We start from the raw sequence: 26,462 nt of genomic DNA, 5'->3' as shown, positions 1-26,462 counted from the left end.
GCCACCCTAAATGGATGGCTTTACATTATTTTGCTAATTGTTCAAACACTTTATGGAAGGCAGCGACAGTTTTTGCAATATGCTCCTCAGTATGTGCAGTAGAAATAAATAATCCTTCAAATTGTGAAGGTGGTAAGAAAATACCTTCCTCTGCCATTAAGCGGAAATATTCAGCAAATAATTGTAAATCCGAACTTTTCGCAGTAGCAAAATCTATTACCTCTTCATTCGTAAAGAAGAAACCAATCATAGAGCCTGCACGATTGACAGTATGTGGAATATTGTATTTTGTAGCAGCTGCTCGGAAACCTTCTTCTAATTGATCTCCTAATTTTTTAAAATACTCATAGGAGTTGGCATCAAGACGTGATAAAGTTTCATAACCTGCTGTCATTGCTAACGGGTTACCAGATAGTGTGCCAGCTTGATAAATCGGACCAGCTGGTGCTACTTGCTCCATAATTTCTTTTTTACCAGCAAACGCGCCTACAGGAAGACCGCCGCCAATTACTTTTCCTAGCGTTGTCATATCTGGTGTCACACCAAAATAGCCTTGTGCACAGCCGTAGTCAACACGGAAGCCTGTCATGACTTCATCAAAGATTAACAAAGCACCATGTTCAGTTGTTAGTTCGCGTAAACCTTCGAGGAATCCTGGTTGTGGTGGTACAACCCCCATATTCCCCGCCACTGGTTCAACGATAACTGCTGCGAGCTCCGTACCAAATTTTTCGAATACTTGTTGTGCACCCTGTAAATCATTATAGGCAACTGTTAATGTATTACGCGCAATATCTGCAGGTACGCCTGGGCTATCAGGTAAGCCTAATGTTGCGACACCTGAACCAGCTTTAATAAGTAATGAATCCCCATGACCGTGATATGATCCTTCAAATTTCAAAATTTTATCGCGTCCTGTTACACCACGTGCTACACGTAATGCGGACATCGTTGCCTCTGTTCCAGATGATACAAAGCGAATCATCTCCATACCTGGCAGACGTTCCAACACTAGTTTAGCCAATCGGTTTTCTGTATAACTAGGTGCGCCAAAAGAAGAGCCCTTGGCTGCAGTTTCAGCGATAGCTTTTACAACTTCTGGATGAGTATGCCCTAAAATTAAAGGTCCCCATGATAATACGTAGTCGATATATTCATTTCCATCAATGTCTTTAATAATTGCACCGTGACCAGATTCCATAAAAATCGGGTCCATATTCACTGATTTAAATGCACGGACGGGGCTACTAACCCCACCTGGCATTAAGTTAACAGCTTCTGCATATGCTTGTTTTGATTTTTCGTAAGAACGCGCCATTTATTTCTCCTCCAACCAACGTGCTACATCTTTAGCATGATATGTGATAATTAGATCAGAACCTGCTCGCTTCATACCTAGCAATGTCTCCAACACGACTTTTTTCTCTTCAATCCAGCCATTTATTGCCGCAGCTTTAATCATTGCATATTCACCAGATACGTTATAGGCAACAATCGGTAATGTATAGTTATTTTTCATATCTCGAATAATATCTAAATAGCTAAGAGCTGGTTTCACGATTAAGAAATCTGCACCTTCTTCAATATCAGATTCCGCCTCACGGAATGCTTCCATACGATTTGAAGGATCCATTTGATATGATTTACGATCACCAAATTGTGGTGCTCCATCAGCCGCATCACGGAATGGACCATAGTAGCTAGATGCATATTTTACGGCATAGGACATAATTGGTATATTTTCAAATCCAGCTTCGTCAAGACCAGTACGTATTGCAGCAACAAAGCCATCCATCATATTTGATGGTGCAATAATATCTGCCCCTGCTTGTGCTTGTGATACAGCAGTGCGTGCTAAAACATCCAGAGAAGCGTCATTTAAAATTTGATCGCCCTCAATTAAACCACAATGACCATGGTCTGTGAATTCACAAAGGCATGTATCGGCAATAACTAAAAGATCAGGATAACGTTCTTTGATTAGGCGAGTAGCTTCTTGTACAATACCATGATCATGGAATGCACCTGTACCAACCGCATCCTTTTCCGCTGGTAAACCAAATAAAATAACAGCAGGTATACCTAAAGCAACCACTTCATCAACTTCAGCACCTAGGTTATCTAATGAAAATTGAAAAACACCTGGCATAGACTGAACTTCATTTTTAATATTTTCGCCTTCAATAACGAAAATCGGATAAATTAAGTCCTCTTTGTGTAAGTAAGTTTCTTTTACCATAGATCGAATCGTTGCATTTGCTCGTAAACGACGATGTCTTTGAAATTGTAAATTTGTCATTTTCTTTCCTCTACTTTCGTTAATTCCTCGATGACTGCTGTCATTGTATAAACACTCGGCTTAATGTCTACAGTAGCACCGTGGTTTAAAATAGCTGCTTCTGTAATATGACCAATTGCTGCCACACGTACCGTATCCCAACCAACGATTGATGCTACATCCATTGCATACACGTCCACAGCTGAAGGACTTGCAAATATTACTGTGACATCAGCATGCTCCTGAATGCAATCAATAATTACTTGTTTCTGGTCGTGGCGCTCAATCGTTTCATAAACAGTCCATTCATTGAGTTTAAAAGGCAAACCTTCCTTTAACGTTTTCTTCGCTTTTTCCCCACGAATAAATAAACACGTTGGATTGCTTCCTGCAATAATAGGAAACTCTTTTACAAATACATCAGCACTAAATACTGAAGGCATAAAGCTAACTTGAAAACCTAACTTTTCTAATGCCTCAGTAGTTTTAGTTCCAATAGATGCAATTTTCCCTTGAAAATGACTTGCTCGTAATTGGCTGCGATCCATTTTCTTAGCAAAAGCATCTACTGCATTTTGACTCGTAAAGATGAGCCAGTTAAATTGACGCGCACATTCTAAATGCACGCCATCATTTGAATCGATCATTTCGCAAGTTTCTATCAATGGGGCAAAAACTGCCTGACCACCTAAAGAGGAAATATCTTCTACAACAGTTGCTGTTTTAGATGTTCCTGTTAAAACGATTGTTTTACCCTGTAAAGGTAAACTATTTTGCATCTTGCTCTGCCTTCACACGTTGAATTAGATCATAGGCACCTTGCTTCGTTAACATCTCAGCAAGCTCTTTGCCGATTGTTTCAGCATCGCTACCCATTACAGTCTCTTTATAAACGACAGAAGCATCTGGTGCAGCAACTAAACCTGTAAGTGTAATTTCTTCCCCATTAAGCTTTGCATACCCTGCGATAGGTACTTGGCAACCGCCGTCCATAGCTGCTAAGAAGGCACGTTCTGCATGTGCCTCATGCCATGTTGCATTGTCAGTTATTTTTGCTAGTTCAGCTAATAATTCCGCATCATCTTTACGGCATTCAATACCTAAAGAACCTTGTGCTACAGCTGGCAGGCAATCTTCTACTGATAAAAATTCTGTTACGACATCCTCGCTCCAGCCTAGGCGTTTTAACCCTGCAGCAGCTAAAATAATCGCATCATACTCTTCTGTTTCAAGCTTTGCTAAACGTGTATCTACATTGCCACGAATCCATTTTATTTCAATATCTGGACGCATCGTTAAGAGTTGAGCACTACGTCGAAGAGAACTTGTCCCAACTACCGCTCCTGCAGGAAGATCTGCAAACTTCACATGACCTTTAGAAATAAATGCATCACGCGCATCTTCACGTGGTGGAATACAACCAATGACTAAACCTTCAGGTAGTACCGCAGGCATGTCTTTCATTGAATGAACAGCAAAATCAATTTCCTTATCGAAAAGTGCCTGTTCAATTTCTTTTACAAACAGCCCTTTACCGCCAACTTTTGAAAGTTGAACGTCTAAAATTTTATCGCCCTTTGTGACAATTTCTTTTACTTCAAATTCAAACGGCGCACCTGCTGCCTTTAGCTCATTGATGAACCAATTTGTTTGCGTTAATGCTAATTTACTTCTTCTAGAACCTACAATAATTTTTCTCAACTGTCTCCAACCTTTCTTCTAATACCATAAATGGAATCGAGATAAGCTACTTCCTAAAAAGAAGTTAACGACAACCAATAAATAAGCATAAATTTGCACCCATGCATAATTAGTACCTGTCAGCTTACTTTTCCGATTCACATATAAAATACAGCAATATAATACTAAAATGATAAAGGACCCTATTATCTTCGCATCAAAGATAGATAAACTCTCTAATCTTAATAATGCCCATTCAAACCCTAAAACTAAACTTATAAAAAGCATTGGAATACCAATAAAAAATGAAATGTTCATCCAATTACTCGTTTGCTGTAAAGACGGCAAACGTGTCCACAACTGTGACCACTTTTTCTTTTTTAATAAACGATATAGAATTAAATATAATATCGCAAAAACAAAAGTTAATGTAAAAGCAGCGTACGATAAAATCGCAAATGATATATGGATGAAGAGCATTTCCGAAATTAAAGTATCTCCTACTGCACCAGTCGGTCTCTTCGGCATAAATGTAAATATACTAGCAAAAACAAATCCTAATATATTGATAATAAATACTGGTAAATCGACTCTCGCTATACAATGGAGAATAATCGACAGTGTTACAAGTAACCATGAATAGAAAAGAATCCCCTCATACAAGGATAATATCGGGAATCTCTTTGTTTCTACAAACGTCAAAATAATAATGGCACTTTGAATTACCCATACAAATGATACAAGCCAAAAAGCAATTCGCCTTGCTCGCACTTGCTTATAAAAATAATCAGTAAAGTAAAACACTAGACTGATCGCGTACAAGACGATCATTACTTCATAGAGCCTTGTCATTGTCAAATCAGCCAATGGACATCCCTTCTTTATATCAAAAAGTGCTAAAGTTACTATAAACAGTATCCCAGCCTAAAAAAGACGTTTTCGTATCTTTAGTTTACCATACAGATACGAAAACGCCTCATGTAATTTCAAGTTCGCACACGTCAGCAAAAGCACGCAATTCGCACTAGTGCCTACATGACTCACATCGTGAACCTCAAGCGATTGTGGAGCTCGAATGTCTAGACATTACTAGAAAGAATACTTTGGTTCGGTAGGTGTTTGCGATGACTGTAAACGTTCTTTACGCTCAAGCTCTTGCTTGCTCATCATATCTACTTCTACTTCCACAGCATCTTCTATGCCGAAAATTTGTTGGAATAAACGTAACTGTTCATTTGCTTTTGATGAATTTGCCATTTCTTTAGCTTGTAAGATTGGCTCTTTTAACAATTGATTAATAATTGATTTTGTATGCTTGCTTAAAATCTTACGTTCACGTTCCGTTAACTCTGGCATTTTATTTTCAATACTGATCATTGTTTCTTCTTGAATTTGGTTTGCTTTTTTACGTAAAGCCGAGATAACTGGTACAACTCCTAGAGTTGCAAACCAATCTTTAAATTGGACAACTTCTTTACTAATCATTTGTGTAATTTCAGCTGCTGCACGTTCACGCTCTGCTAAGTTTGCCTCTACAATACCTTGTAAATCATCGATATCATATAAGAAAACGTTCGGTAAGTCTCCAACACGTGGATCAATATCACGTGGTACCGCAATATCTACCATAAATAATGGTTTACCTTTACGTAAACGTTCAACAAGTTGCATTAATTCATAATCAATTACAAAATCGGTTGCACCTGTAGACGTAATTAAAATGTCCGCCTCTAGTAACGAGCATTGTAATTCCCTCATTGATTTTGCTTCACCCTGGAATTTAGCTGCTAAAGTCTCCGCTTTTTCAAACGTACGATTAATAACCGTTACTTTTCCTACACCATTGCCATATAAATTCTCAATGGCAAGTTCACCCATTTTACCTGCGCCTAAAATAGCAACATGCTTGCGCTGTAAAGATCCAAAAATTTTCTTTGCTAATTCTACTGCTGCATACGATACAGATACCGCATTCTCTCCGATAGCTGTTTCACTATGTGCTCGCTTCGCAAATGTGACTGCTTGTTTAAATAACTGATTGTAGACCGTACCTGTCGTCCCAATCTCTTGTCCATTTAAGAAGCTTTTCTTCACTTGTCCTAAAATTTGAGTTTCACCTAGCACCATTGAATCAATTCCAGCTGTTACTTTAAACAAATGCTCTAATGCCTCATCTTCTTCTCGAATTGTTAAATAAGAAGAAAAAGTCTCCACAGGCAAGTTAAACCAATCTGCTAAAAATTGCTTAACAAAGTGTCGGCCAGTATGCAATTGATCTACTACTGCATATATTTCTGTCCGATTACAAGTTGAAACTATTACGTTTTCCAATATACTTTTTTGTTTTTGCAGCGCTTCCATTGCTTGTGGTAGCTCACTCTCTATGAAAGATAGCTTTTCACGAATTTCAACTGGCGCTGATTTATAATTCAAGCCTACTACGATGGTATGCATGAATAACACCTCACACGTTCTAATTCACAAATTTCATTATAGCATAGTTCGACAATAGTTCATCTATAATTTGTGAACATGTCATGAAGAACTACAATTCATTTCTTACATTAGAATTATTATAAACTAAGTTTAACAAATTATACTGCATGTATCAAATTTAAAAACTGGACTCAATAGGATGCAGTAGCATCTTGTGTCGAAAATAAGAAAGACACATACTATTTTGGAGGTTTTTATAGAAACAACTATTTGAGCTCTCCTATAAAACCCAATTTAAAGAGACTGCAGATGACTCAATTATATTGAGTGCATCTACAGTCTAAGATAGCTCTATAGAAGAGCAATATTAGTTAATTTGAAATTTTCACAGTTTGCTGCGAAATCGCATTACCATCTTTATCATATGCTAAAAATTCGATGTCACCATTCACTTTAAAGTCATACATAGTTTGCACATTTTTAGTCAACATAAACACACTATCACTGCGTTTTGTAAGTTCAAATTGAACATCTCCGCTGACAGAAGAATAACGCACAACGACTTTGGCAACATTTGAACAATTCCCATCAATTCTTGCATTCATCGTAATATAACCTTTTCGTAATGTTACCTGCGCTTCTTCAAATAAGTCTTCAGGATTAATACAGCTTGAAGGCGAAGTTTTACATAAAATCGAATCAATTATTTTTTGAGCAACTTGATGGAATTGATAATTATCAATAGCATGATAGTAAATACCACCTGTTTCCTCAGCTATTTGAGTAAGCGTTGCTTCATTAATTTGATTTTTCTTGCCCATACTTACAGTGTAAATTTTAATGCCTTTCTTTTTCGCTTCATTGATTACTTTTGTCATTTTCGTTTTACTTGTTTTACCATCTGACACAACAACAATCGATTTAGAAGTTTTTGTATCGTTCGAGAATTTAGAAAGCGCCAACTCTATACCTGTAAAGATATCTGTTGCACCTTTATCAGTAGACGTACGATATAAATCTTTCTTTAAGACATTTTCGGTGCTACCCTCACCTAATAAATTTGCACTTGTATTTGTTTCAATGACAATATTATTTTTAGCTTGTATTTGATTTATCAGTTCCATCATTTTTTTACCACGATAATTCGTCTGATCAATACGTTTCATAGAAGATGAGTAATCGACTACATAAGCAACCTCAGTTGCTAATGAACAAGCATTTTTACTAAAGTAAGGATTTGTAAAAATTTCTTTCGTAATCGTTTTATCCGTAATAGACTTCAATATTGTGGCATAACGTGGATCGATTTTGTTTACAAGTGTCGCTTCTATTTTAGATTTCCCATAAATAATTGAGTCAAAATAAGCGACCGCAGTTCCAGGACCACCTGTATTATTTAAATAATCCGAAGTATTCGTGACAAAAGAAGCTGTTTTCTCAACACCATCAAATTTGATTTTTACAGTTCCTTGGTAGTCTGTAATAACTTCACCACCTGGACTTACTAGTGTCACCATTACTTGTGTATATCTGTCCTTACCATTTGGTCTTGCAGCAGCGTCCGCACTTTCTTTTAGCGCCTCTACACGTTTTTTATACGCTTCTACTTGGCCTAGTAATTTACCACCTTGGTATTTTAATAATACTGTACGCTCATAATTACTTAGACTTGTTAAAATCGCATAAATCTTCATAACACTATCATAATGCTCTAATGTTAAATTCTTTTCTTCTGGCATATATTTTGGACTCATTAATTGAATAATGGCACCGACAGGATTAATGTTTTCAACTTGAGACGCAATATTATCATCGATTCCTTGGATGCGATAAATCGGACGACCATCCTCAGAGATCATGTACATAATCTCAGTCTTAGCTGGCGTCGTTACTGAGTCATTTATACGGTCATTCAATATTTTCTCAAATAAATACACTGAAATATTGTAGTTTTCAAATTGTAATATCGCATTTTCATATCCGAGAGCTGGATACTTCGGATCTGAGCCACCATATTGTAAGTATATATTTTCTACTTGACCAAGAGCATTTGTAACATTTGTTTGTTGCCCAATGCTAAATTTCTTTTCATCTGCATCTGGTTTTAACGGTACAGGACCATATACATCAATTAAATTTTCTGTGAAAAACTCTGGTGGCTTTTCGTATTGTACATATGGTGGTGTGACACTTCCATTATCATCTGTATTCGTTGGGTCATACACTTTAAAATCAATGCGCAATTCTGGCTGTGGTAAGTAGCGAACGTGTGCATTTATTTTTTCTCCAACAAGACATTTCATGCTAGGATCTGTATTGTTAATAAGCTCAAAAGTAATCGTATCACGTACAGATTTCGTTAGCTTTTTCGCTTTCACAAATGCTGTTACTGTTGAACCGTCCGACTGTACATTCCGAACAGCTTCCCCAGCTGCATTTACAATATCCGCTCCGTTAGAAGAAGTCACACGGAATGTGTAGGACTTATCATCAGCAATTGGATCTCCATTACATGCCTTTAAGGATACAGTAATTGGCGTCATATCCTCACCATTCGCAATTAAATCTGGTTTTTCAACTTCAATACTCTGTAATGCATTGTTAACATAGTCAGGACCAGTAAAATCATTTTCATTATCGTTTGGCTCTTCAAACTCGCCACTATTAGAACCCATAAAACCTGCTGGCAAAGTAATTTTATCATTATCACGGCCTGCTGCAGATCGTTTTAATCCTTGTACCGCAAAGGAATTATTTTCCACAATGCGATATAAAAACACAGCTGCATCCCCACGTGATAGTTTCGTAGAAGGGTTAAAATCAGCAAATGTTTTTTTACCTGTACTACCTGTTGAAATATCATTTGTATATAAATATTGCACGGCTTGCGGCTCATCCAAATCTAAGCCTTGAAATGCAGCATAGATGCGAGCAAAATGACCACGAGTGATAGCTTTTGAGCGGTTCCCCATTACATGCGTTCCGTCAAACGGTAAATAAAAATCACTATAAAAATTATAGGCAACATTTTCGTTATAAGATAGCGCATAGTTTTTATCAAGCTTTGCAAACATCGTTACTAGCTCTCGCTCAGTTACTTGTTCGTTTGGTAAAAAGTTATTTGCACTGTTTAACGATAGTAAATCATTAGCAACAGCCCATGAAATAGCTTTGTATTTACTATTAGATGTTGGTACATCTTGAATCGTTGTAGCTGCCAATGTGACTGATGGTGTTAAAGTCATAAAGGCTAGTACAAAACAGGCCAGTAATAGCAATGCCTTTTTCGCATACTTCATTCATTTCAGTCCTTCCTTTAGTTAAAGAATAAAATATCGTCTCGATAGTTTTGTTTTAAGTCATTTTCTAAATAGTTTAAGAAGCGTTCAAGTACAACAGATGCTTGTGCACGCGTCAATGGTTGGTTTGGATTAAAACGACCAGTTACAGGGTCACCTGTCATTAGACCAAGTTCATTGACGATATAGATACCGTCTCTTGAATAGTCTGGAATTTGTGCATCATCTTTAAATTCCGTAACATACCCAGGCTCTGGCGCTTTATTTTCAAGCCCTAATGCACGTACAAATATTGCAGCTGCTTGCGCACGTGTAATCGCATTATCTGGTTTGAAATACTCTGGTGTCACACCTTTAATAATGCCTTTATTTACTGCTGATTCAATATATGGATAATCTTTTACAGTACGTTTAACATCTTTAAAGACACTTGTAGATGGTTTTTTCGTATTCTTTTCTTCCATTACACGAAGGTCTACTGCTTTACCAATTGCTATCGTAAAGTCAATTCGCTTCATTGGTGTGTTAGGCGAAAAGAAATTACTTGTATCTGAATAGATTCCTAAAGAATATAGTTTTTCGATAGCACTCTTCGCATAATGATTAGATAAATCTCGGAACTTCGGAATGATAAGGCGCTCGATTGTTGGCGTATATTCTGTATCCAAATCAACTTTGCCTTTTTTGCCAGAAGCTAAGTCATACGTATATTCTGAAATGACATCTTTTTCACTTACGACTGCATATCCACCATCAAAGCTAGCTAAACTACCTGGGTTTTCTTCATAGTTAAGGACACGCGATTTACTTGTTGATAAACGATTTTTCACATGACTAGTTGTCCCATCACTGTACGTATAAATCGATTCTGTAATTTGCGTTTCAGTCGCACCCCAGAAATTTTCGTAGCCTGCATGACGACTATCAATATCTATTGTTACTGTATTAGTTTTTGCATTCTTTCCAGAGCCAGTTTGGTACGTATATGTTTTTCTTGAAATAACATTCCCTGAGAAATAATCAGAAGCTGCACGGTTATCCGTTATAGTGCCTTGTGAAAATTGGTAGTCTGCTAATGTATACGTAATTTTTCCATCAACAATCTTTTCAGAGTATTTTTTAACAACCCCATTAGATGTTTTTTGGCCGATCGTCGCATAATTAACAACATCTGATTCATAGGCAATATTTCTTGTTAATGTTGCCCCATTGCTAGCAGTTAATTTTAAATTATATGTTTCTGTTAATTTACCTTTTGTTTCTTTTTGTGTAATTTTAATATCTTTACTTGTACCTTTAAAAATAATCGGTGTACCTGTAATGAACACTGCTTCTTCATATGTATATTCATTTTTTACAGCACCCGTTGTTTCCACTGATGCAGCGGAGGCATTCCCTAAAATACTCGTTCCCAAAACGAACACCATTACAATAGCTAACAGTACTTTATATAAATGGTTGCGCATCTGTTCTTTTCCCCTCTCTTTCTTCCCATGCATATGCACAGATGAAGCTATCTCATATTGTAGAGATAGCTTCTATCTTATTAATCAACTAAAATGAAATGTGCTTTTACAAATCGGTCAGATAATACGACTAAACGATCAGAAGGATTCAAATCAGATGGTTGAATGACTTTTCCTGCTTTAATCAGCGTAGCTTGGTCAATATTCATATCCACCATTTGGCCAGCTTCATACCAACGGCCATTTTGCCATTGGCTCACACTTTTCACATTAATAGTTGCTGGATATGTCGATTTTATTGACTGTAGTTTACCGACTAGCATTAATGGTGCAACAGGTTTTGCATTATCTAACATGTGAAGAGCCTGCACATGCCCATTGTTAACATAGAAGTAACCATAATCGCCTTCCGATAAATACAGTTCAATATCTGGCACTACACTGTACGTTTTATTACCATCGTCTACTATTGCTTTTGTTGTATTACTAACAGATAGCACGGTGCTTGCAGTTTTTTTGAACACATTCGATTCAATTTTCATTGCATCATCAATTTCAATTAAATAACCATCTGCTTGTGCTAATCGACCATAATATAATTCATGCGACGCTAAATTTGGCGACATAAAGCTATCACTAGTAACATCCACTACTTGTGCATAATGGTCGCGAGCAGCACCGTCTGTAATGACGAACGCTGTTCCATATGCCAATAATCCTGTAGGTTGAATAAAGCGGCCATTTCGAATTAAAATTGACCCATCATGGAAGTACAAAGTGCCAGCTGATTTTAATTTTAATAATTGATAATCCGTATCGACTGCAATCATCGGCTCGTAGTACGTGCGTTCATTGTTTTTCAATACGACGATTTTTTCAATAACTTCTTTACCAAATTGCTTCACCGTCGCATAATATGCTTCACTGCCAATATAATTTTTCAATTGCCCTTTTTCAATTTTCGTATTGCCAACATAAATTGGTACCTTTGTTGAAAAATTCATCGTTGAAAGTGCAGTCGTTGATGCTGAGCCAAATTGCCAGTTCACAAAGGCATTTTGATTTTTTACTGTTAATTTGTTCGTATTAATATTAACCGCTTGAATTTCACCTTTGTATAAATTTTCAACTAATGTTCCAGTCTCACTAATATCTACTTTTGTGACAATCGATGTACTTTTATTTTTTAGGTGAAGCTTAACTCGATCACCTACATACATCCCACTAATATCTACCGATGAAGAACCCTTTTGAAAAGCAGTATCCTTATTCAAATAATATGTAGTTTCTTTTCCAGTATCTGGTTTAACCATTACGAATAACCCTTTTGGGTCAATACTTGTGATTACCCCAGCAATTATTCTTGGACTTTGAACAACTGTTGTTGATTCCTCTGTGCTATTGGAAGTGCCTCGGAGCTCAATAACACTACGAAGGTTAATTTTAGCTTCTACTTTCATACCCATCTTAAAGCCTTCAATTGTCGTTTCAGTGTTATTAATGTACAGGCGGGCATTATTGTTAATATTGTAAGTTACTTGTCGGCCATCAGCATTTTCTAGTGTTATTTTGCTAAGCTGCCTTTCTATTTCCCCGTTTGTATTCGTATATTCTGAATAAGTTACATCGACAAAGGTTCCTGTTACTAACTGTGCGGCATGAACAGTCGGTAGGGATGGCAAACTAAGGGCCATTACAAACAGGACAATCAATATGTATGGAATCTTCTTCAACATTTCCCGCCTCCTTAAAAAATTGTTATTTATAAATAGTATATCGTATTATTGGTAGTTTTTCTTATTCAAAAAGTTACATTTTCACGCGTTTTAATATTTTTTCGAATCTACCATTAGACATAAAGATAGAGGTAGCTTCCAACTTCAAGCTACCTTGCCATCATCATACTTGGATGTCAATTGTATGTCCAGCTGTTGGATGTGGAGCATCTAGCATCTCAACTAGCTGTTCAGTATTTTGCTGTTGCATTTCCATTGCTTGTTTTGTAACAGCTAAAGATACATTTTGCATAAGATTTGATTGATGCATTGCGATTGATAAAGCTGCGATATCCATTTTCGTCCACCTCCTATTACATTTATCGGCTAAACTTGCCATACATCAAGTAATTTCCTCATATTTATCCATAACTTTCAGACTAGCAGCAGAAAAGCTTTTTACTTCTTTTTGTATATAGAACGCACAAAAAATATATGTAGCTCGATGTTACGCAATAAAAAAACATCTACTGTGCTCCATACACGCAATAGATGTTTTTTGATTACATTTTATTTTCAATCGTTTGCCAAGCTTCTTCAAAACCGATACCTTTTTCAGAAGAGAACACAATGAGTGGATCATTTTTATCCATTTCTAATGTTTCCTTGACAACTTTTTTGTGCTTATCCCATTTACCTTTTGGAATTTTATCTGCCTTTGTTGCAATGACAATACATGGGATACTGTAATGTTTTAAAAAGTCATACATCATACAATCATCAGCTGTTGGAGGATGACGTAAATCAACAATTTGAACGACGGCTTTTAATTCTTCACGGCCAGTAATATAACGTTCAATCATTTTCCCCCATGCTTCACGTTCTGTTTTTGAGACTTTGGCATAACCATATCCCGGAACATCGACGAAAAACAGCTGTTCTTCAATTTTGTAAAAATTTAGCGTTTGAGTCTTCCCAGGTTTAGAAGAAATACGTGCTAACGCTTTACGCCCAATCATACGATTAATAAATGATGACTTCCCAACATTTGAGCGACCTGCTAATGCAAACTCTGGCAGTCCATCTTCTGGGTATTGGTCCGGTCTTACTGCACTTATGACCATTTCGACATTATGGACTTTCATTTCCTTAAAAACCTCCGTCCAGTGCGATTGCTAATACTTCATCAGCAGATGACACTAGTTTAAATGTAAGTTGTTCGCGTACACTTTCAGGAATATCTTCAATATCACGTTCATTATCTTTTGGACAAATGATTGTTGTTAAACCTGCTCTGTGTGCGCTTAAAGTTTTTTCTTTCAAACCACCGATTGGTAGTACACGACCGCGTAACGTAATTTCACCAGTCATTCCTACTTCACGACGAATCGGACGATGTAAAATAGCCGAAACAATTGCTGTCGCCATCGTAATACCTGCTGATGGACCATCTTTTGGTACAGCTCCCTCAGGTACATGGATGTGGATATCATGTGTTTCGAAATATTCGGAGTCTACATTGAGATCCTCTATTTTAGTACGGACATACGATAACGCTGTTTGTGCGGATTCCTTCATAACATCCCCAAGTTTCCCTGTTAACTGTATTTTGCCCTTCCCAGGAGTTAAAGAAACTTCAATTTGTAATGTGTCACCACCAACAGTTGTATACGCTAGTCCTGTTGCTACACCTATCTGGTTTTCCTCTTCCGCTTGTCCATAGCGGAAACGGTGCTTCCCTAAATATTCGATAACTGATTTTGAATTTACTGTTACACGTTTCTTTTCGCCAGAAACAATAATTTTAGCAATTTTACGACAAAGTGTTGCTATTTGACGCTCTAGACCTCGGACACCTGCTTCACGTGTATAATAGCGAATAATGTCCATTACAGCCTCGTCTTTAATAACTACTTGTGTTTTCTTCAAGCCATGTTCTTTTAATTGTTTTGGGATCAAATGATTTTTTGTAATTTGCGCCTTTTCAATTTCTGTATAACCTGCAATCGAAATCACTTCCATTCGATCTAATAAAGGTCCAGGAATTGTACTTAAATCATTTGCTGTAGCAATAAATAATACGTTTGATAAGTCATACGGTTCTTCGATATAGTGATCGCTAAACGTATTGTTTTGTGCAGGGTCCAACACTTCTAACATTGCAGCCGCAGGATCCCCTCGGAAATCATTTGACATTTTATCGATTTCATCAAGTAAAAATACAGGATTAATCGTACCTGCTTTTTTCATTCCTTGAATAATACGTCCTGGCATTGCACCTACGTATGTGCGACGATGTCCTCGAATTTCAGATTCGTCACGCACCCCACCTAAAGAAATACGAATAAATTTACGATCTAAGCTTTCTGCTACTGAACGTGCTAACGATGTTTTACCTACTCCAGGAGGGCCAGCTAAACATAATATTGGTCCACGTAATGAATTTTTCAACTGACGTACAGCTAAATATTCAAGCACACGTTCCTTTACTTTCTCTAATCCAGCATGATCTCTGTTTAAAATTTCCTCAGCATGAGCAATATTCATTCGATCTTCCGTTGCCTTCGTCCAAGGTAAAGACACTAACCAATCGATATAGTTTCGAATAACTCCACTTTCCGCACTTGCGCTAGGGAGTTTTTCATATCGATCAAGTTCTTTTAGCGCAGCTTCTTTTGCAGATTCAGGCATACCTGATTCATCTATAAGCTTACGCAATTCAGCTACTTCACCTGTTTTACCTTCTCGATCTCCAAGCTCTGTTTGAATAGCCTTCATTTGTTCGCGCAAGTAATATTCCTTTTGCGTACGCTCCATTGATTGCTTTACTTTTGAATTAATTTTCTTTTCAAGATCCAGGACCTCTTGCTCATCGTGCAGGCGAATAATTAAATGATCTAAGCGTTTCTTCACATTTAGCATTTCTAAAACTTCTTGTTTATCCGCAATTTTAATTGGTAAATGCGAGGCAATAATATCAGCAAGACGGCTTGGCTCTTCAATGTCTGCAACTGTATTAATTGTTTCTGTTGTTATTTTGTTGGAGGATTTCGCGTATTTTTCAAAATACGTTAACAATGTACGCATTAAGGCCTGTGTTTCCACATCTTTATCGATTTTTTCCTCTTTAACATCAATATCAACAACTGTATATTTGTCTAATGCTTGATAGTTGGACCATGTTGCACGTGCCACACCTTCCACTAAAACACGTAGCGTTCCATTTGGCAATTTTAGCATTTGCTTTACATAAGCCATTGTACCAACTTGATATAAATCTTGCTCTTCTGGCTGTTCATCGTGCATTTCTTTTTGTGTTACCAATAAAATCAATTGGTCCTCTAACATCGCTTGTTCTAGCGCCGCTACAGAACGATTTCTACCCACATCAATATGTAACACCATCGACGGGTATACTAAAAGTCCACGTAAAGGCAATAATGGTACATTTGTTGTTTTTTGAATTGTTACCATGCGGGTATTCACCTCCGTCAAAATTTTCTTGTTCACAATCCCGCGCTTCTAGTATGTGTTTAAAAAACTGATTCACACTATCTATTCAAACGAGCCAAAAATTTCATCTATTTACAGTCGTCAGCTTTATGTATGAATAAAAAGCTGACTCCCGATATGTGCGAACATTGCACAATCGAAGTCAGCTAAGTTACTCTTTTTCTCATAACAATAGACGCTACGTCTGTTTATTATGCCGAAGTTTTTGTGTCGCTACCTTCATCGAGTTCAGTGCCATCTTCAAGAAGCAATTTCGGTTTTTCTTTTTCCGTAATTGTTTTTGCAGTAATGATACATTTTTTCACATCATCACGTGAAGGTAATTCGTACATTACATCAAGCATTGTTGACTCAATAATTGAACGAAGACCACGTGCACCTGTTTTACGTTCAATTGCTTCCTTTGCAATTTCAGAAAGGGCACCTTCATCAAACTCAAGCTCAACACCATCTAGTTCAAGCATTTTTTGATATTGCTTCGCAAGCGCATTTTTTGGTTCCGTCAAAATTTGTACAAGTGCTGCCTCATTTAATTGCTCTAGGCTTGCAAGTACTGGTAATCGACCGATGAATTCTGGAATTAAACCAAATTTCAACAGATCTTCAGGAATCAATTTCGCCATTAATGAACCTTCGTCCACTTCTACTTTATTAGGATCTGAACCGAAACCAATTACTTTTTCACCTTGACGACGTTTAATGATGGATTCAATACCATCAAATGCTCCGCCTACGATAAATAAAATATTTGTTGTATCTATTTGTAAAAATTCTTGATGCGGATGCTTACGTCCACCTTGCGGAGGTACACTTGCAACAGTGCCTTCTAAAATTTTTAGTAATGCCTGTTGGACCCCTTCACCAGAAACATCACGTGTTATCGACGGATTTTCTGATTTACGTGCAACTTTATCGATCTCATCAATATAGATAATCCCTTTTTCTGCACGTTCAATATCATAATCTGCTGATTGAATTAATTTTAATAAAATATTTTCAACGTCTTCACCTACATAACCTGCTTCTGTTAAAGAAGTAGCATCTGCAATTGCGAAAGGTACGTTTAGTATACGTGCTAATGTTTGAGCTAATAATGTTTTACCGCTACCAGTTGGGCCGATTAACACAATGTTCGATTTTGCTAATTCCACATCATCGATTTTACTATTTGTATTGATGCGTTTGTAGTGATTGTAAACCGCAACCGCTAAGGCTTTTTTAGCACGCTCTTGTCCAATTACATACTCATTTAAAATCGATTGAATTTCTTTCGGTTTCGGAATATCTTGGAAGTCAATTTCTTCCTCAACACCTAGTTCTTCTACAACGATTTCTGAACAAAGTTCGATACATTCATCACAAATATAAACACCAGGACCTGCAACTAATTTACGTACTTGTTCTTGTGGCTTACCACAGAATGAGCATTTTAAATTGCCTTTTTCATCATTAAATTTGAACAATATGTTTCACCCCTATTCAAGCTACAATCTTACAAGATTATTGAACCATTATCAAATAAATTGATTGCAACATTTACGTCATGGCGCAAATGCGTCTAGATTTTGAAGTATTTTCAAAGTCTTCAAGCACGAGGACAGCTAACTAATAATTACCAGTCATTCATACTTAAAACATTAACGCGGTCTGCTTGCCTTTATGCAGATAATTCGTGTTGATGCGACCATTCAGACTAACCCATGACCACTGATTGATTGTTTAGCTTCATTCTTTCGAGGTTTAGTTCCCTCACTCGTAAAACCTATGTGCGTTCTATCTCCATTATAATGGGGACGCTATAGTCACTGCTACTTATCGGCTCTACTATAATGAAGTTAAAATTTAGCATCGTGTAAAAAGTTAAACAACAATACTATGTATAAGTAAATTAACTAAAGTGGCCACCAAAAGTATAACAGTTAGTAAAAATCAGACTTACTTTTTGTCGTCCTTGACCTTGAGAGGTTGGGGCCCCTTTAGCCTAAACTAAAAAGCTATGTGTGATAAAACAAGGCACGGTTTAGCGCCGTACCTTGTCATCTTAATTTTTCTATCTAGTTACGTAAAAAATCTTATTCAGTAATTTTAGCGTTTTCTACTAAAAGTTCAACTGTTTTTTGGATTTTAATGTCATTTTCAAGAACAGCAGTACCGCCTAGAGCGCCAGTAATTTGTTCTTTTGTCATATTGAATTGAGCAGCCATTTTTTCTAATTCAGCGTCAATATCAGCTTCAGAAGCTTCAATTTTTTCTGCATCAGCGATTGCTTCAAGAGTTAATGAAACACGCACACGGCTTTCAGCTTCTTCTTTCATTTGACCACGTAAATCTTCTTCTGATTGACCAGAGAATTGGTAGTAAAGGTCTAAGTTCATACCTTGTGTTTGTAAGCGTTGGCCAAACTCTTGTAGCATACGATCTGTTTCAGAATTAATCATGCCAGCTGGTACTTCGAATTCCGCATTTTCAGCAGCTTTTTCTACTAATTCATCACGAAGTGTAGCATCTGATTCTGCTTGTTTTTGAGAAGCAGTTTGTTCTTTAATTTTTGCACGTAATGCTTCTACGCCTTCTACTTCTGGATCTAATTCTTTTGCAAACTCATCGTTTAGCTCAGGAAGAACTTTTGTTTTTACTTCTTTCACAGTTACTTTGAAAGTAGCTTCTTTACCAGCTAATTCAGCAGCGTGATATTCTTCTGGGAAAGTTACAACAACGTCTTTCTCTTCACCAGCTTTTACACCTACTAATTGCTCTTCAAATCCAGGAATGAATGAACCTGAACCGATTTCTAATGGGTAGTCTTCGCCTTTTCCGCCTTCGAAAGCTTCTTCCCCAACGAAACCTTCAAAGTCAATTACCGCTGTGTCGCCTTCTACGATAGCTTCATCTTCTTTAATTTCAAGTTCAGCTTTACGTGCTAATTGTTCTTGGATTTGCGCTTCAACTTCTTCATCTGTTACTTCAACTGGAAGTTTCGTAACTTCTAAGCCTTTGTAGTCGCCAAGTTTTGGTTCTGGTTTCACTGTTACTTGAGCTGTGAATGAGAAGTCTTGACCATGCACAAAGTTTTCTGTACCAGAAATTTCTGGGTAATCAACTGGCATAATACCAGCTTCATCGATTGCTTTAGAATAAGAATCTGGAACAATGATTTCTAATGCATCTTGGTATAAAGATTCGATTCCAAAACGTTGTTCAAACATTTTACGAGGCATTTTACCTTTACGGAAACCTGGTACGTTAATTTGTTTTACAACTTTTTTGAATGCTTGGTCCATTGCTGCATCTACTTCTGTAGCTGGTACTTCAATTGTAAGAGTACCGATATTTCCTTCTTGTTTTTCCCATTTTGCTGACATGTATAAATACCTCCAAAATAATCTAGTTTCAATTACGCATAACGTAATCGTGTCCGGATTTCGATTTCTCGATAATTTTTGTAAATCCGCAACTTGTGTCAAAGACTTAGCATTTCTGCTGATTAGGATATACCTTTGACATTCATCCGCCCACTTTGTCAAATAAGGGACTTCAGTTGAATCAAGTTTAAATGTTAGACAATTTATTCGTAACTACGATTTTGACAACCATTTTAGTATATCATAGATGCGCATAGTTTCAACTTATTTCATACTTCATGGAGTTCTGTTAGTTTTTCTAACATTTGTAAAAAGTCGATGATTTCATAGTCCATTTCCTGCACCTTACCGAGCATTACTTTAACAAAATCAATATAACTATAAGCAATATCATCGGCTGCAAACGGGTGCCATTCAAATGGATACGTAACGATTGCATGCTTTGCCATTAAATATTGTACCATTTCCAATGTCGATGGGTCTTGTTCTAATTCCGATTCTATAATTTTTTTTATTTCACCATATTGCTGTAATTGATTCGGTAACGCTAAATCAATTGGATTAATAGTTTTTGTTTGCTCAAATTTAGTAACATCCACTTCGATTGAAACTTCTTGCTCTACTAGCAAAATGAGCGCAAGACTTTGCACAAATGGATGAATATCCGAGCATTCGATAATAGCCTTTAACGACTTTTTCAACTGTCTTACATTCGTATCCATCAGTCGATGTAATCGCAACGACTGTTCACTTGGTGTCAGATCAATAAATTTTTCTAAATCATATTCTTGTGTTTCTATCAGCTCTTGTACATCTTCTCGTTGTTGAAGCTTTTTAGCGACTTCACTATTTATACTTTTTAAGCGTTCAAATTTTTCTAGCTGCGCTTCAGGCAGTACTTTTTCTTCTATCAACGTATTTATTATAGACTCAACTTGATGATATTCCTTTAACTGCATGCAAATTGTAATGTATAGTTCCATCACTTCAACATACATAGAGGTGCCCATAGCAAGCAATTGCTCACATATTTCCTTAGCTTTCACATAAAGCTTCAGCTCATATAATGCATAGGCATAGGCACTTAAAGCTTTTTCATCTCCGTTATCATATAAAAACGCCTTTTCAAAACATGCGACCGCTTCTTCATATTGATATTTCTCCACATACATATGTCCTTCACGAATTAACGTTTGGGTTGCGCCTGGAAAAACAACAATATTGTCATGTTTAATAACATGGCGCTTTTGCTTTGACATTTTTCTCACCTCTTTAGTTCACTATTTCCAAATTGTTTATTTTTAACAAAAATAATTGAATTTATATTCATATTTTGTAATGAATTGAATTATAATTAATAATACCTAACATAATTTACATTATTATCAAAATATTCCGCAATCAGATAGTCATTGTTAGCTAGACGAAAACAAGTTGTTCACAAGGAGTGTAATACATGCCATTAATGGATACAATCATTGAATTCGATAGTCGCATCTCCCCTGCTTTCGAGGCACTATCAATTAAAGTTATATCAATTACAACAGCACATGGTCCGTTACAAGATTATTCAATTGACTTCGAATTTTTCACGCGAACAAAAATTAATATGTTTTCGAAAGAAGCAACAACCCATATTTCGAGTATTCATGGAACTATACCTGGATCCATCTCAATTGGGCATCATCAAGAGTCACTTTATATTATTCCCCAAAGTGTTCACATTGAATGCAACTATAAGCTTCTTCATATTGATACAAAAGATATGGAACGCATTTTACAACATCCTAACCCTACACTTTATTATAGTGAGTGGCTTTTAGATGCCATCAAAAATGCGAGTATTCTCGTTGAATTAAAAACGAATCAAAACTCCTATATCGAATGGCCACTTGGCATAAAGTCCGCTGTTATATTATAGGAAGCTAAACAAAATTTTTTATGTAATACATGCTTATAAAATTGACTAACAAATAAACTATTTTGTCTCAGGCATACTTAATTAAGTATGTCTTTTTATTGTGAATCAAAAACCATTCCCTCATTCGTTGCGCTTTTATCATATCAGCTTTCTATTGATTTCGGTATTGCAATTAACAAAGTAACCATTAAAAAATTCACTTCTGACAAATTTCTTTAGTAAAGAAGGTATAATGAAAAAATAGATTTATTATTGGAGGCAACTAACATGGATATAAAAGAAGCATTAAAAACATTTTCTTCAATGACACCTACTGAAAAACAAGCTTTTTTTGAAAAAGAAGGTGATTGGCTATTGAAGGAAATGTTAACACATATCGGTTCTATTGATGAGCAGCTACGTGACCATTTGATATATCGAACATTTATCGACCTGCTTAGTGATAACTTACTAAGTTCACAGCAACTCCAATATTTGTTCGATACGGCAACAGGTGACGATTTCTTATATGCAAACATTGGGGAACAAACGGGAGATAGTGTATTTACTCGCTCCTTTTCAGCGTTACTTGTTGCTAGCATTCTTGCAAAAGATAGCGAGCTCCTTATTTTAAATGATGCAAGCTTGGACACTTTCTTTAAAAAAATTGGTCGTTATTTATTACTTGAGAAGGATACAAGAGGACATGTTGAAGGCAAAGGTTGGGCACATAGCATTGCACATGGGGCTGATTTAGCCGCCATGACAATTAAACATCCTAAATTTGACTTGCAACATGCACCTTCCATCTTACATGCACTGAAATTAGCAACTTGGAAAGATGTTGTCTATGTTAACGATGAGGAAGAACGCTTTGTCAATATTATTGAAGCATTATTAGCAAGGGACTATTCTGAAGAAGCCTTAACGGAATGGGTGGAGCAAACTTTTGATAAATTCGAAATACATTTAGTAACACAAGGCTATAACGAAAGCTTTTTTAGCGGCCGTACTTGCACTTTAAATACGATGAAAACATTGTACTTCGCTTTAAAAATGAATAATCTAGCACCTAAACTTCAAAATACACTTTATATTCAGGTAGCAAAGTGGCTGAAGCTCGGTTCTTAACTAATGAAAGAACATCCAATTCACATTGGATGTTCTTTTGTTTAGACGAACATCAATATTGGTATACTAATTTCTGTTAAATTTTGAAAGCGCTTAATTATGTTAACATAATTTTATCATTGTTCCAATATCCCCTCTCTAATCATTCCTTACATAGAAAATTTATCCTTTATTCTTTGAAAAACTGTCTTTTTATATACTCCTTTTTTTAAAAAAACGCAACTAAAAAGAATTGAAAACAGAGGTAGGTCAAGGATTTTATTACAAATCATCGTCTAAAATGTGAAATAGAATTTTTCACAAAAAAAACATTTACTTAGTTAAATACGATAAACTCAGTATTTTCAACGTTTATACAGTGTTAAATTAACAAAACCTAAAAATACCAATAGTGAAATAGCTTTTTTTGTTCAAAAAATGTTCATATTCAACCCCATTTCATTATCATATTTATAATTAATTATTTTTTTTTTTAGTGAAGCGGGCGTATAATCCTATATGCAAACAAAGACATGATGCGACCATCGACATTGAAATTTTGTCCAATTTATGGTGCATTAATCATCATGTATGTGAACGCTTGCACCAGACCAATCAAATACTAGACATTATGCTTCATATCGAACCATGCCATTGTCATTGTAAATGCAACTGTACTTGATTGGTACAACAGATAAAAGAGGTGACCTCAATACCCACTATTTATAAATGTGAATCAATACTACTACACATTAAATTTATGAATAGCCGTTTTATAGAAAGGAGTCAAACATGAATAAAAAATTAAGCTTAATGTTTTTAGCATTTGGTGCTATCGCAATCCTTTCTGGTTGTGAACCATTAACAGTTTTCAATCCAAAAGGACCGAATGCTCAAACATTATCAAACACAATTATTTTATCCATTATTACAATGGCAGTTATTTTACTAGTCGTGTATGTGCTTTTTGCGTTTATGCTAACAAAATACCGCGCATCTAAAGCATCTGCCGATTATGAGCCACCTCATGAAGAAGGTAGTCACGTACTTGAAATTACGTGGACAGTTATTCCTATTATTATCGTAGCATTCCTAGCAATTGTTACTGTTAAAACAACTAGTACGGTAGAAACAACACCAGAAGGTTATGACAATAAAGAACCACTTGTTATTTATGCAGCATCTTCAAACTGGAAATGGCATTTTAGCTATCCAGAAGAGGGTATTGAAACTGTGAACTATGTAAACATTCCAACTGATCGTCCTATTGAATTCAAATTGTATTCATTCGGACCAATCACAAGTTTCTGGATTCCACAGTTAGCTGGTCAAAAATATGCAATGAGTGACATGTTAACAACTATTCACCTTGCAGCAGATGAAGTTGGCTCTTTCATGGGTCGTAACTCTAACTTTAACGGTCGTGGATTTGCGGAAATGGAATTTGAAGCTCAATCTATGACTCAAGCAGACTTCGATCAATGGGTTAAGGACGTAAAAGCGAACGAAAAACCATTAACTGAAGAGAAATTCAAAGAATTATTAGCAGCTGAACATGTAGGTCGTTCAAGCTACTCATCTACTCACTTAGATTTCAGCCCAGCACCAATGGCACATGGTGATATGGATATGGGGGGTATGGATCATAGCGACATGGATATGTCTGATGAAGACATGAACCATGAAGATATGGACCATTCAACTGATGCCGATTCAACACATTCACACTAATTTTCAAATTTGAAAGGAGCGCATCCTATGAGTATGGAAGAATTATTCCATCCACTGCAAGAACCGATGATTTTAGCGGCAGCTATCAGTATCGTAGTTGGTGCAGTTGTTGTCGTAGCAGGCCTTACTTATTTTAAAAAATGGGGCTACTTCTATAAAAACTGGCTATCAACAGTCGATCATAAAAAGATCGGTATTATGTATATCGCCGTAGCACTATTAATGCTATTCCGCGGTGGTATCGACGCACTTTTAATGCGTGCACAAACAGCCGTTCCTGATAACGGACTTCTTGATGCACAACATTATAACGAAATTTTCACTACACATGGTTTAATCATGATTTTATTTATGGCGATGCCATTTGTTATCGGTTTAATGAACATTGTTATTCCATTACAAATCGGTGCACGTGACGTTGCATTCCCACGTCTAAATGCAGTCAGCTTCTGGGCATTCGCAGCAGGTTGTGGCTTGCTGAACCTATCATTCATTATTGGTGGTTCACCAGATGCAGGTTGGACAGCTTACTTCCCATTATCAGGTACTGAATTCAGTCCAACTGTTGGGAACAACTACTATTCATTAGCACTACAATTATCAGGGATTGGTACGTTATTGACGGGTGTGAACTTTATCACAACGATCTTTAAAATGCGTGCTCCTGGTATGACATTAATGAAAATGCCAATGTTCTCTTGGTCAATTTTAATTACAAACGTTATTATCGTATTTGCGTTCCCAGTATTAACTGTCGCACTTGCTTTAATGATGTTAGACCGTCAATTCGGTACAAAATTCTTTGCAATGACAGACGGCGGTATGGACATGCTTTGGGCCAACCTATTCTGGGTTTGGGGACATCCTGAGGTTTACATCGTTATCCTACCAGCGTTCGGTATTTTCTCAGAAGTTATTGCAACATTTGCACGTAAAAACTTATACGGTTACAAATCAATGGTAATGAGTATGGTTGTCATTTCATTACTATCATTCTTAGTTTGGGCCCACCACTTCTATACAATGGGTCACGGCGTTATGGTAAACAGTGTATTCTCTATTACTACAATGGCGATTGCTGTTCCAACTGGGGTTAAGATGTTTAACTGGTTGCTCACAATGAGGCACGGTAAGATTCAATTCACTACCCCAATGCTTTATGCGCTTGCATTTATTCCGATCTTCACAATTGGTGGGGTTACAGGTGTAATGCTAGCAATGGCAAGTGCCGACTATCAATATCATAATACGATGTTCTTAGTTGCCCACTTCCACTATGTATTAATTCCAGGTACAGTATTTGGTGTACTTGCAGGTTACCATTTCTGGTGGCCAAAAATGTTCGGTTTCCGTTTAAATGAGAAATTAGGGAAAGCTGGTTTCTGGTTCATCGCTATCAGCTTTAACGTAACATTCTTCCCTCTATTCATTTTAGGTTTAGATGGTTATGCACGTCGTATGTACACTTACTCAGCTTCAACTGGTTACGGTCCATTAAACATGCTATCGTTCATCGGTGCACTTGGACTTGCAGTAGGCTTTGCGTTAATTTGCTATAACATTTACTACAGCTGGAAACATATGCCTCGTAACGAGAAAGCAGATGTTTGGGATGGTCGTTCATTAGAATGGGCTACACATTCTCCAGTTCCTGAATACAACTTTGCAGTAGTACCAAACGTGTCACGTTTAGACGAGTTCTGGTTCGCGAAAAAAGAAGGTCGCGATATTACTGCTGGTAAAATTGAAAAAATCCACATGCCTAACAACACAGGTACTCCTTTCTGGACAAGTGGATTCTTATTCCTTGCAGCATTCTTCGCTGTATTTAGTCTATGGCCTCTAGCCATCATCAGCATGCTTGTTGTATTTGGCTTCATGGCTCATCGTTCATTTGAAGATGATCATGGTCGTTACATTTCAGTGGAAGAAATTATGGAAACTGAAAAAAGTTTGAGAGGTGATAAATAAT

Annotated in this window: 19 protein-coding genes; 4 read left to right on the top strand and 15 right to left on the bottom strand. The window is 36.6% G+C overall.

All coding sequences use genetic code 11. The annotated features are described in order from the left end of the window. Positions 1–25: 25 nt before the first annotated feature. The 15 genes from hemL to ACIQ1H_RS01435 form a co-directional block, all read right to left on the bottom strand. The gene (gene hemL, locus ACIQ1H_RS01505; RefSeq protein WP_402886020.1) at positions 26–1,318 is read right to left on the bottom strand and encodes a glutamate-1-semialdehyde 2,1-aminomutase; all 1,293 of its coding nucleotides are present in this window, start codon (positions 1,316–1,318) and stop codon (positions 26–28) included. Continuing rightward, positions 1,319–2,299: a porphobilinogen synthase gene (gene hemB / locus ACIQ1H_RS01500; RefSeq protein WP_402886018.1), complete on the bottom strand. Its 981-nt coding sequence runs from the start codon at positions 2,297–2,299 to the stop codon at positions 1,319–1,321. Then, entirely contained in the window at positions 2,296–3,057 is a 762-nt protein-coding gene (locus ACIQ1H_RS01495; RefSeq protein ID WP_402886016.1) for a uroporphyrinogen-III synthase, read from the bottom strand. The genes hemB and ACIQ1H_RS01495 overlap by 4 nt, the downstream gene beginning before the upstream one ends. After that, entirely contained in the window at positions 3,047–3,979 is a 933-nt protein-coding gene (gene hemC / locus ACIQ1H_RS01490; RefSeq protein ID WP_402886014.1) for a hydroxymethylbilane synthase, read from the bottom strand. Before hemC ends, ACIQ1H_RS01495 begins: the two co-directional genes overlap by 11 nt. 18 nt (positions 3,980–3,997) lie before the next feature. Next, positions 3,998–4,825, bottom strand: coding sequence for a cytochrome c biogenesis protein CcsA (ccsA, locus tag ACIQ1H_RS01485; RefSeq protein ID WP_172772224.1), 828 nt, complete (start codon positions 4,823–4,825; stop codon positions 3,998–4,000). Between the two features lie 222 nt (positions 4,826–5,047). After that, positions 5,048–6,412 (bottom strand): glutamyl-tRNA reductase, encoded by a 1,365-nt coding sequence (gene hemA / locus ACIQ1H_RS01480; RefSeq protein ID WP_402886011.1) that lies wholly within the window; start codon positions 6,410–6,412, stop codon positions 5,048–5,050. Between the two features lie 353 nt (positions 6,413–6,765). Continuing rightward, positions 6,766–9,693 (bottom strand): VWA domain-containing protein, encoded by a 2,928-nt coding sequence (locus ACIQ1H_RS01475; RefSeq protein ID WP_402886009.1) that lies wholly within the window; start codon positions 9,691–9,693, stop codon positions 6,766–6,768. A gap of 17 nt (positions 9,694–9,710) precedes the next feature. Then, positions 9,711–11,159: an S-layer homology domain-containing protein gene (locus ACIQ1H_RS01470; protein WP_402886007.1), complete on the bottom strand. Its 1,449-nt coding sequence runs from the start codon at positions 11,157–11,159 to the stop codon at positions 9,711–9,713. 80 nt (positions 11,160–11,239) lie between these two features. Beyond that, positions 11,240–12,895: a hypothetical protein gene (locus ACIQ1H_RS01465; protein ID WP_402886005.1), complete on the bottom strand. Its 1,656-nt coding sequence runs from the start codon at positions 12,893–12,895 to the stop codon at positions 11,240–11,242. Between the two features lie 163 nt (positions 12,896–13,058). After that, positions 13,059–13,232, bottom strand: a complete 174-nt coding sequence (locus tag ACIQ1H_RS01460) for a YjfB family protein (protein ID WP_172772228.1) — start codon at positions 13,230–13,232, stop codon at positions 13,059–13,061. Positions 13,233–13,437: 205 nt separating this feature from the next. Continuing rightward, positions 13,438–14,019: a ribosome biogenesis GTP-binding protein YihA/YsxC gene (gene yihA, locus ACIQ1H_RS01455; RefSeq protein ID WP_402886003.1), complete on the bottom strand. Its 582-nt coding sequence runs from the start codon at positions 14,017–14,019 to the stop codon at positions 13,438–13,440. Between the two features lie 4 nt (positions 14,020–14,023). Continuing rightward, the gene (lon, locus tag ACIQ1H_RS01450) at positions 14,024–16,348 is read right to left on the bottom strand and encodes an endopeptidase La (protein ID WP_402886001.1); all 2,325 of its coding nucleotides are present in this window, start codon (positions 16,346–16,348) and stop codon (positions 14,024–14,026) included. A gap of 230 nt (positions 16,349–16,578) precedes the next feature. Next, entirely contained in the window at positions 16,579–17,850 is a 1,272-nt protein-coding gene (gene clpX, locus ACIQ1H_RS01445; protein WP_172772230.1) for an ATP-dependent protease ATP-binding subunit ClpX, read from the bottom strand. Between the two features lie 609 nt (positions 17,851–18,459). Then, positions 18,460–19,749 carry a trigger factor gene (tig, locus tag ACIQ1H_RS01440; RefSeq protein WP_402885999.1) on the bottom strand — a complete coding sequence of 430 codons (1,290 nt, stop codon included), beginning with the start codon at positions 19,747–19,749 and terminating at the stop codon, positions 18,460–18,462. A 269-nt stretch (positions 19,750–20,018) separates the two neighbouring features. Next, the gene (locus tag ACIQ1H_RS01435) at positions 20,019–21,008 is read right to left on the bottom strand and encodes a DUF3196 family protein (RefSeq protein ID WP_402885997.1); all 990 of its coding nucleotides are present in this window, start codon (positions 21,006–21,008) and stop codon (positions 20,019–20,021) included. A gap of 197 nt (positions 21,009–21,205) precedes the next feature. Between ACIQ1H_RS01435 and ACIQ1H_RS01430 the strand changes: the two genes are divergently transcribed. From ACIQ1H_RS01430 to qoxB, 4 genes are all read left to right on the top strand, one after another. Next, entirely contained in the window at positions 21,206–21,670 is a 465-nt protein-coding gene (locus tag ACIQ1H_RS01430) for a hypothetical protein (RefSeq protein WP_402885995.1), read from the top strand. Between the two features lie 267 nt (positions 21,671–21,937). Then, the gene (locus tag ACIQ1H_RS01425; protein ID WP_402885993.1) at positions 21,938–22,780 is read left to right on the top strand and encodes a DUF2785 domain-containing protein; all 843 of its coding nucleotides are present in this window, start codon (positions 21,938–21,940) and stop codon (positions 22,778–22,780) included. Positions 22,781–23,551: 771 nt separating this feature from the next. After that, positions 23,552–24,490 carry a cytochrome aa3 quinol oxidase subunit II gene (gene qoxA, locus ACIQ1H_RS01420; protein ID WP_402885991.1) on the top strand — a complete coding sequence of 313 codons (939 nt, stop codon included), beginning with the start codon at positions 23,552–23,554 and terminating at the stop codon, positions 24,488–24,490. Positions 24,491–24,517: 27 nt separating this feature from the next. Continuing rightward, the gene (qoxB, locus tag ACIQ1H_RS01415) at positions 24,518–26,461 is read left to right on the top strand and encodes a cytochrome aa3 quinol oxidase subunit I (protein WP_402885989.1); all 1,944 of its coding nucleotides are present in this window, start codon (positions 24,518–24,520) and stop codon (positions 26,459–26,461) included. Position 26,462 lies beyond the last annotated feature (1 nt).

This window comes from Lysinibacillus sp. NPDC097279, assembly GCF_044761745.1.
Classification (GTDB): Bacteria; Bacillota; Bacilli; order Bacillales_A; family Planococcaceae; genus Lysinibacillus.
This window is presented reverse-complemented; position numbering and strand designations above follow the sequence as displayed.

Bases quoted from the DNA above. Each gene is read 5' to 3' on its own strand.
- hemL (WP_402886020.1), bottom strand. From the start codon at position 1,318: ATGGCGCGTTCTTACGAAAAATCAAAACAAGCATATGCAGAAGCTGTT.
- hemB (WP_402886018.1), bottom strand. From the start codon at position 2,299: ATGACAAATTTACAATTTCAAAGACATCGTCGTTTACGAGCAAATGCA.
- ACIQ1H_RS01495 (WP_402886016.1), bottom strand. From the start codon at position 3,057: ATGCAAAATAGTTTACCTTTACAGGGTAAAACAATCGTTTTAACAGGA.
- hemA (WP_402886011.1), bottom strand. From the start codon at position 6,412: ATGCATACCATCGTAGTAGGCTTGAATTATAAATCAGCGCCAGTTGAA.
- ACIQ1H_RS01475 (WP_402886009.1), bottom strand. From the start codon at position 9,693: ATGAAGTATGCGAAAAAGGCATTGCTATTACTGGCCTGTTTTGTACTA.
- ACIQ1H_RS01470 (WP_402886007.1), bottom strand. From the start codon at position 11,159: ATGCGCAACCATTTATATAAAGTACTGTTAGCTATTGTAATGGTGTTC.
- ACIQ1H_RS01465 (WP_402886005.1), bottom strand. From the start codon at position 12,895: ATGTTGAAGAAGATTCCATACATATTGATTGTCCTGTTTGTAATGGCC.
- ACIQ1H_RS01460 (WP_172772228.1), bottom strand. From the start codon at position 13,232: ATGGATATCGCAGCTTTATCAATCGCAATGCATCAATCAAATCTTATG.
- yihA (WP_402886003.1), bottom strand. From the start codon at position 14,019: ATGAAAGTCCATAATGTCGAAATGGTCATAAGTGCAGTAAGACCGGAC.
- lon (WP_402886001.1), bottom strand. From the start codon at position 16,348: ATGGTAACAATTCAAAAAACAACAAATGTACCATTATTGCCTTTACGT.
- tig (WP_402885999.1), bottom strand. From the start codon at position 19,749: ATGTCAGCAAAATGGGAAAAACAAGAAGGAAATATCGGTACTCTTACA.
- ACIQ1H_RS01435 (WP_402885997.1), bottom strand. From the start codon at position 21,008: ATGTCAAAGCAAAAGCGCCATGTTATTAAACATGACAATATTGTTGTT.
- ACIQ1H_RS01430 (WP_402885995.1), top strand. From the start codon at position 21,206: ATGCCATTAATGGATACAATCATTGAATTCGATAGTCGCATCTCCCCT.
- ACIQ1H_RS01425 (WP_402885993.1), top strand. From the start codon at position 21,938: ATGGATATAAAAGAAGCATTAAAAACATTTTCTTCAATGACACCTACT.
- qoxA (WP_402885991.1), top strand. From the start codon at position 23,552: ATGAATAAAAAATTAAGCTTAATGTTTTTAGCATTTGGTGCTATCGCA.
- qoxB (WP_402885989.1), top strand. From the start codon at position 24,518: ATGAGTATGGAAGAATTATTCCATCCACTGCAAGAACCGATGATTTTA.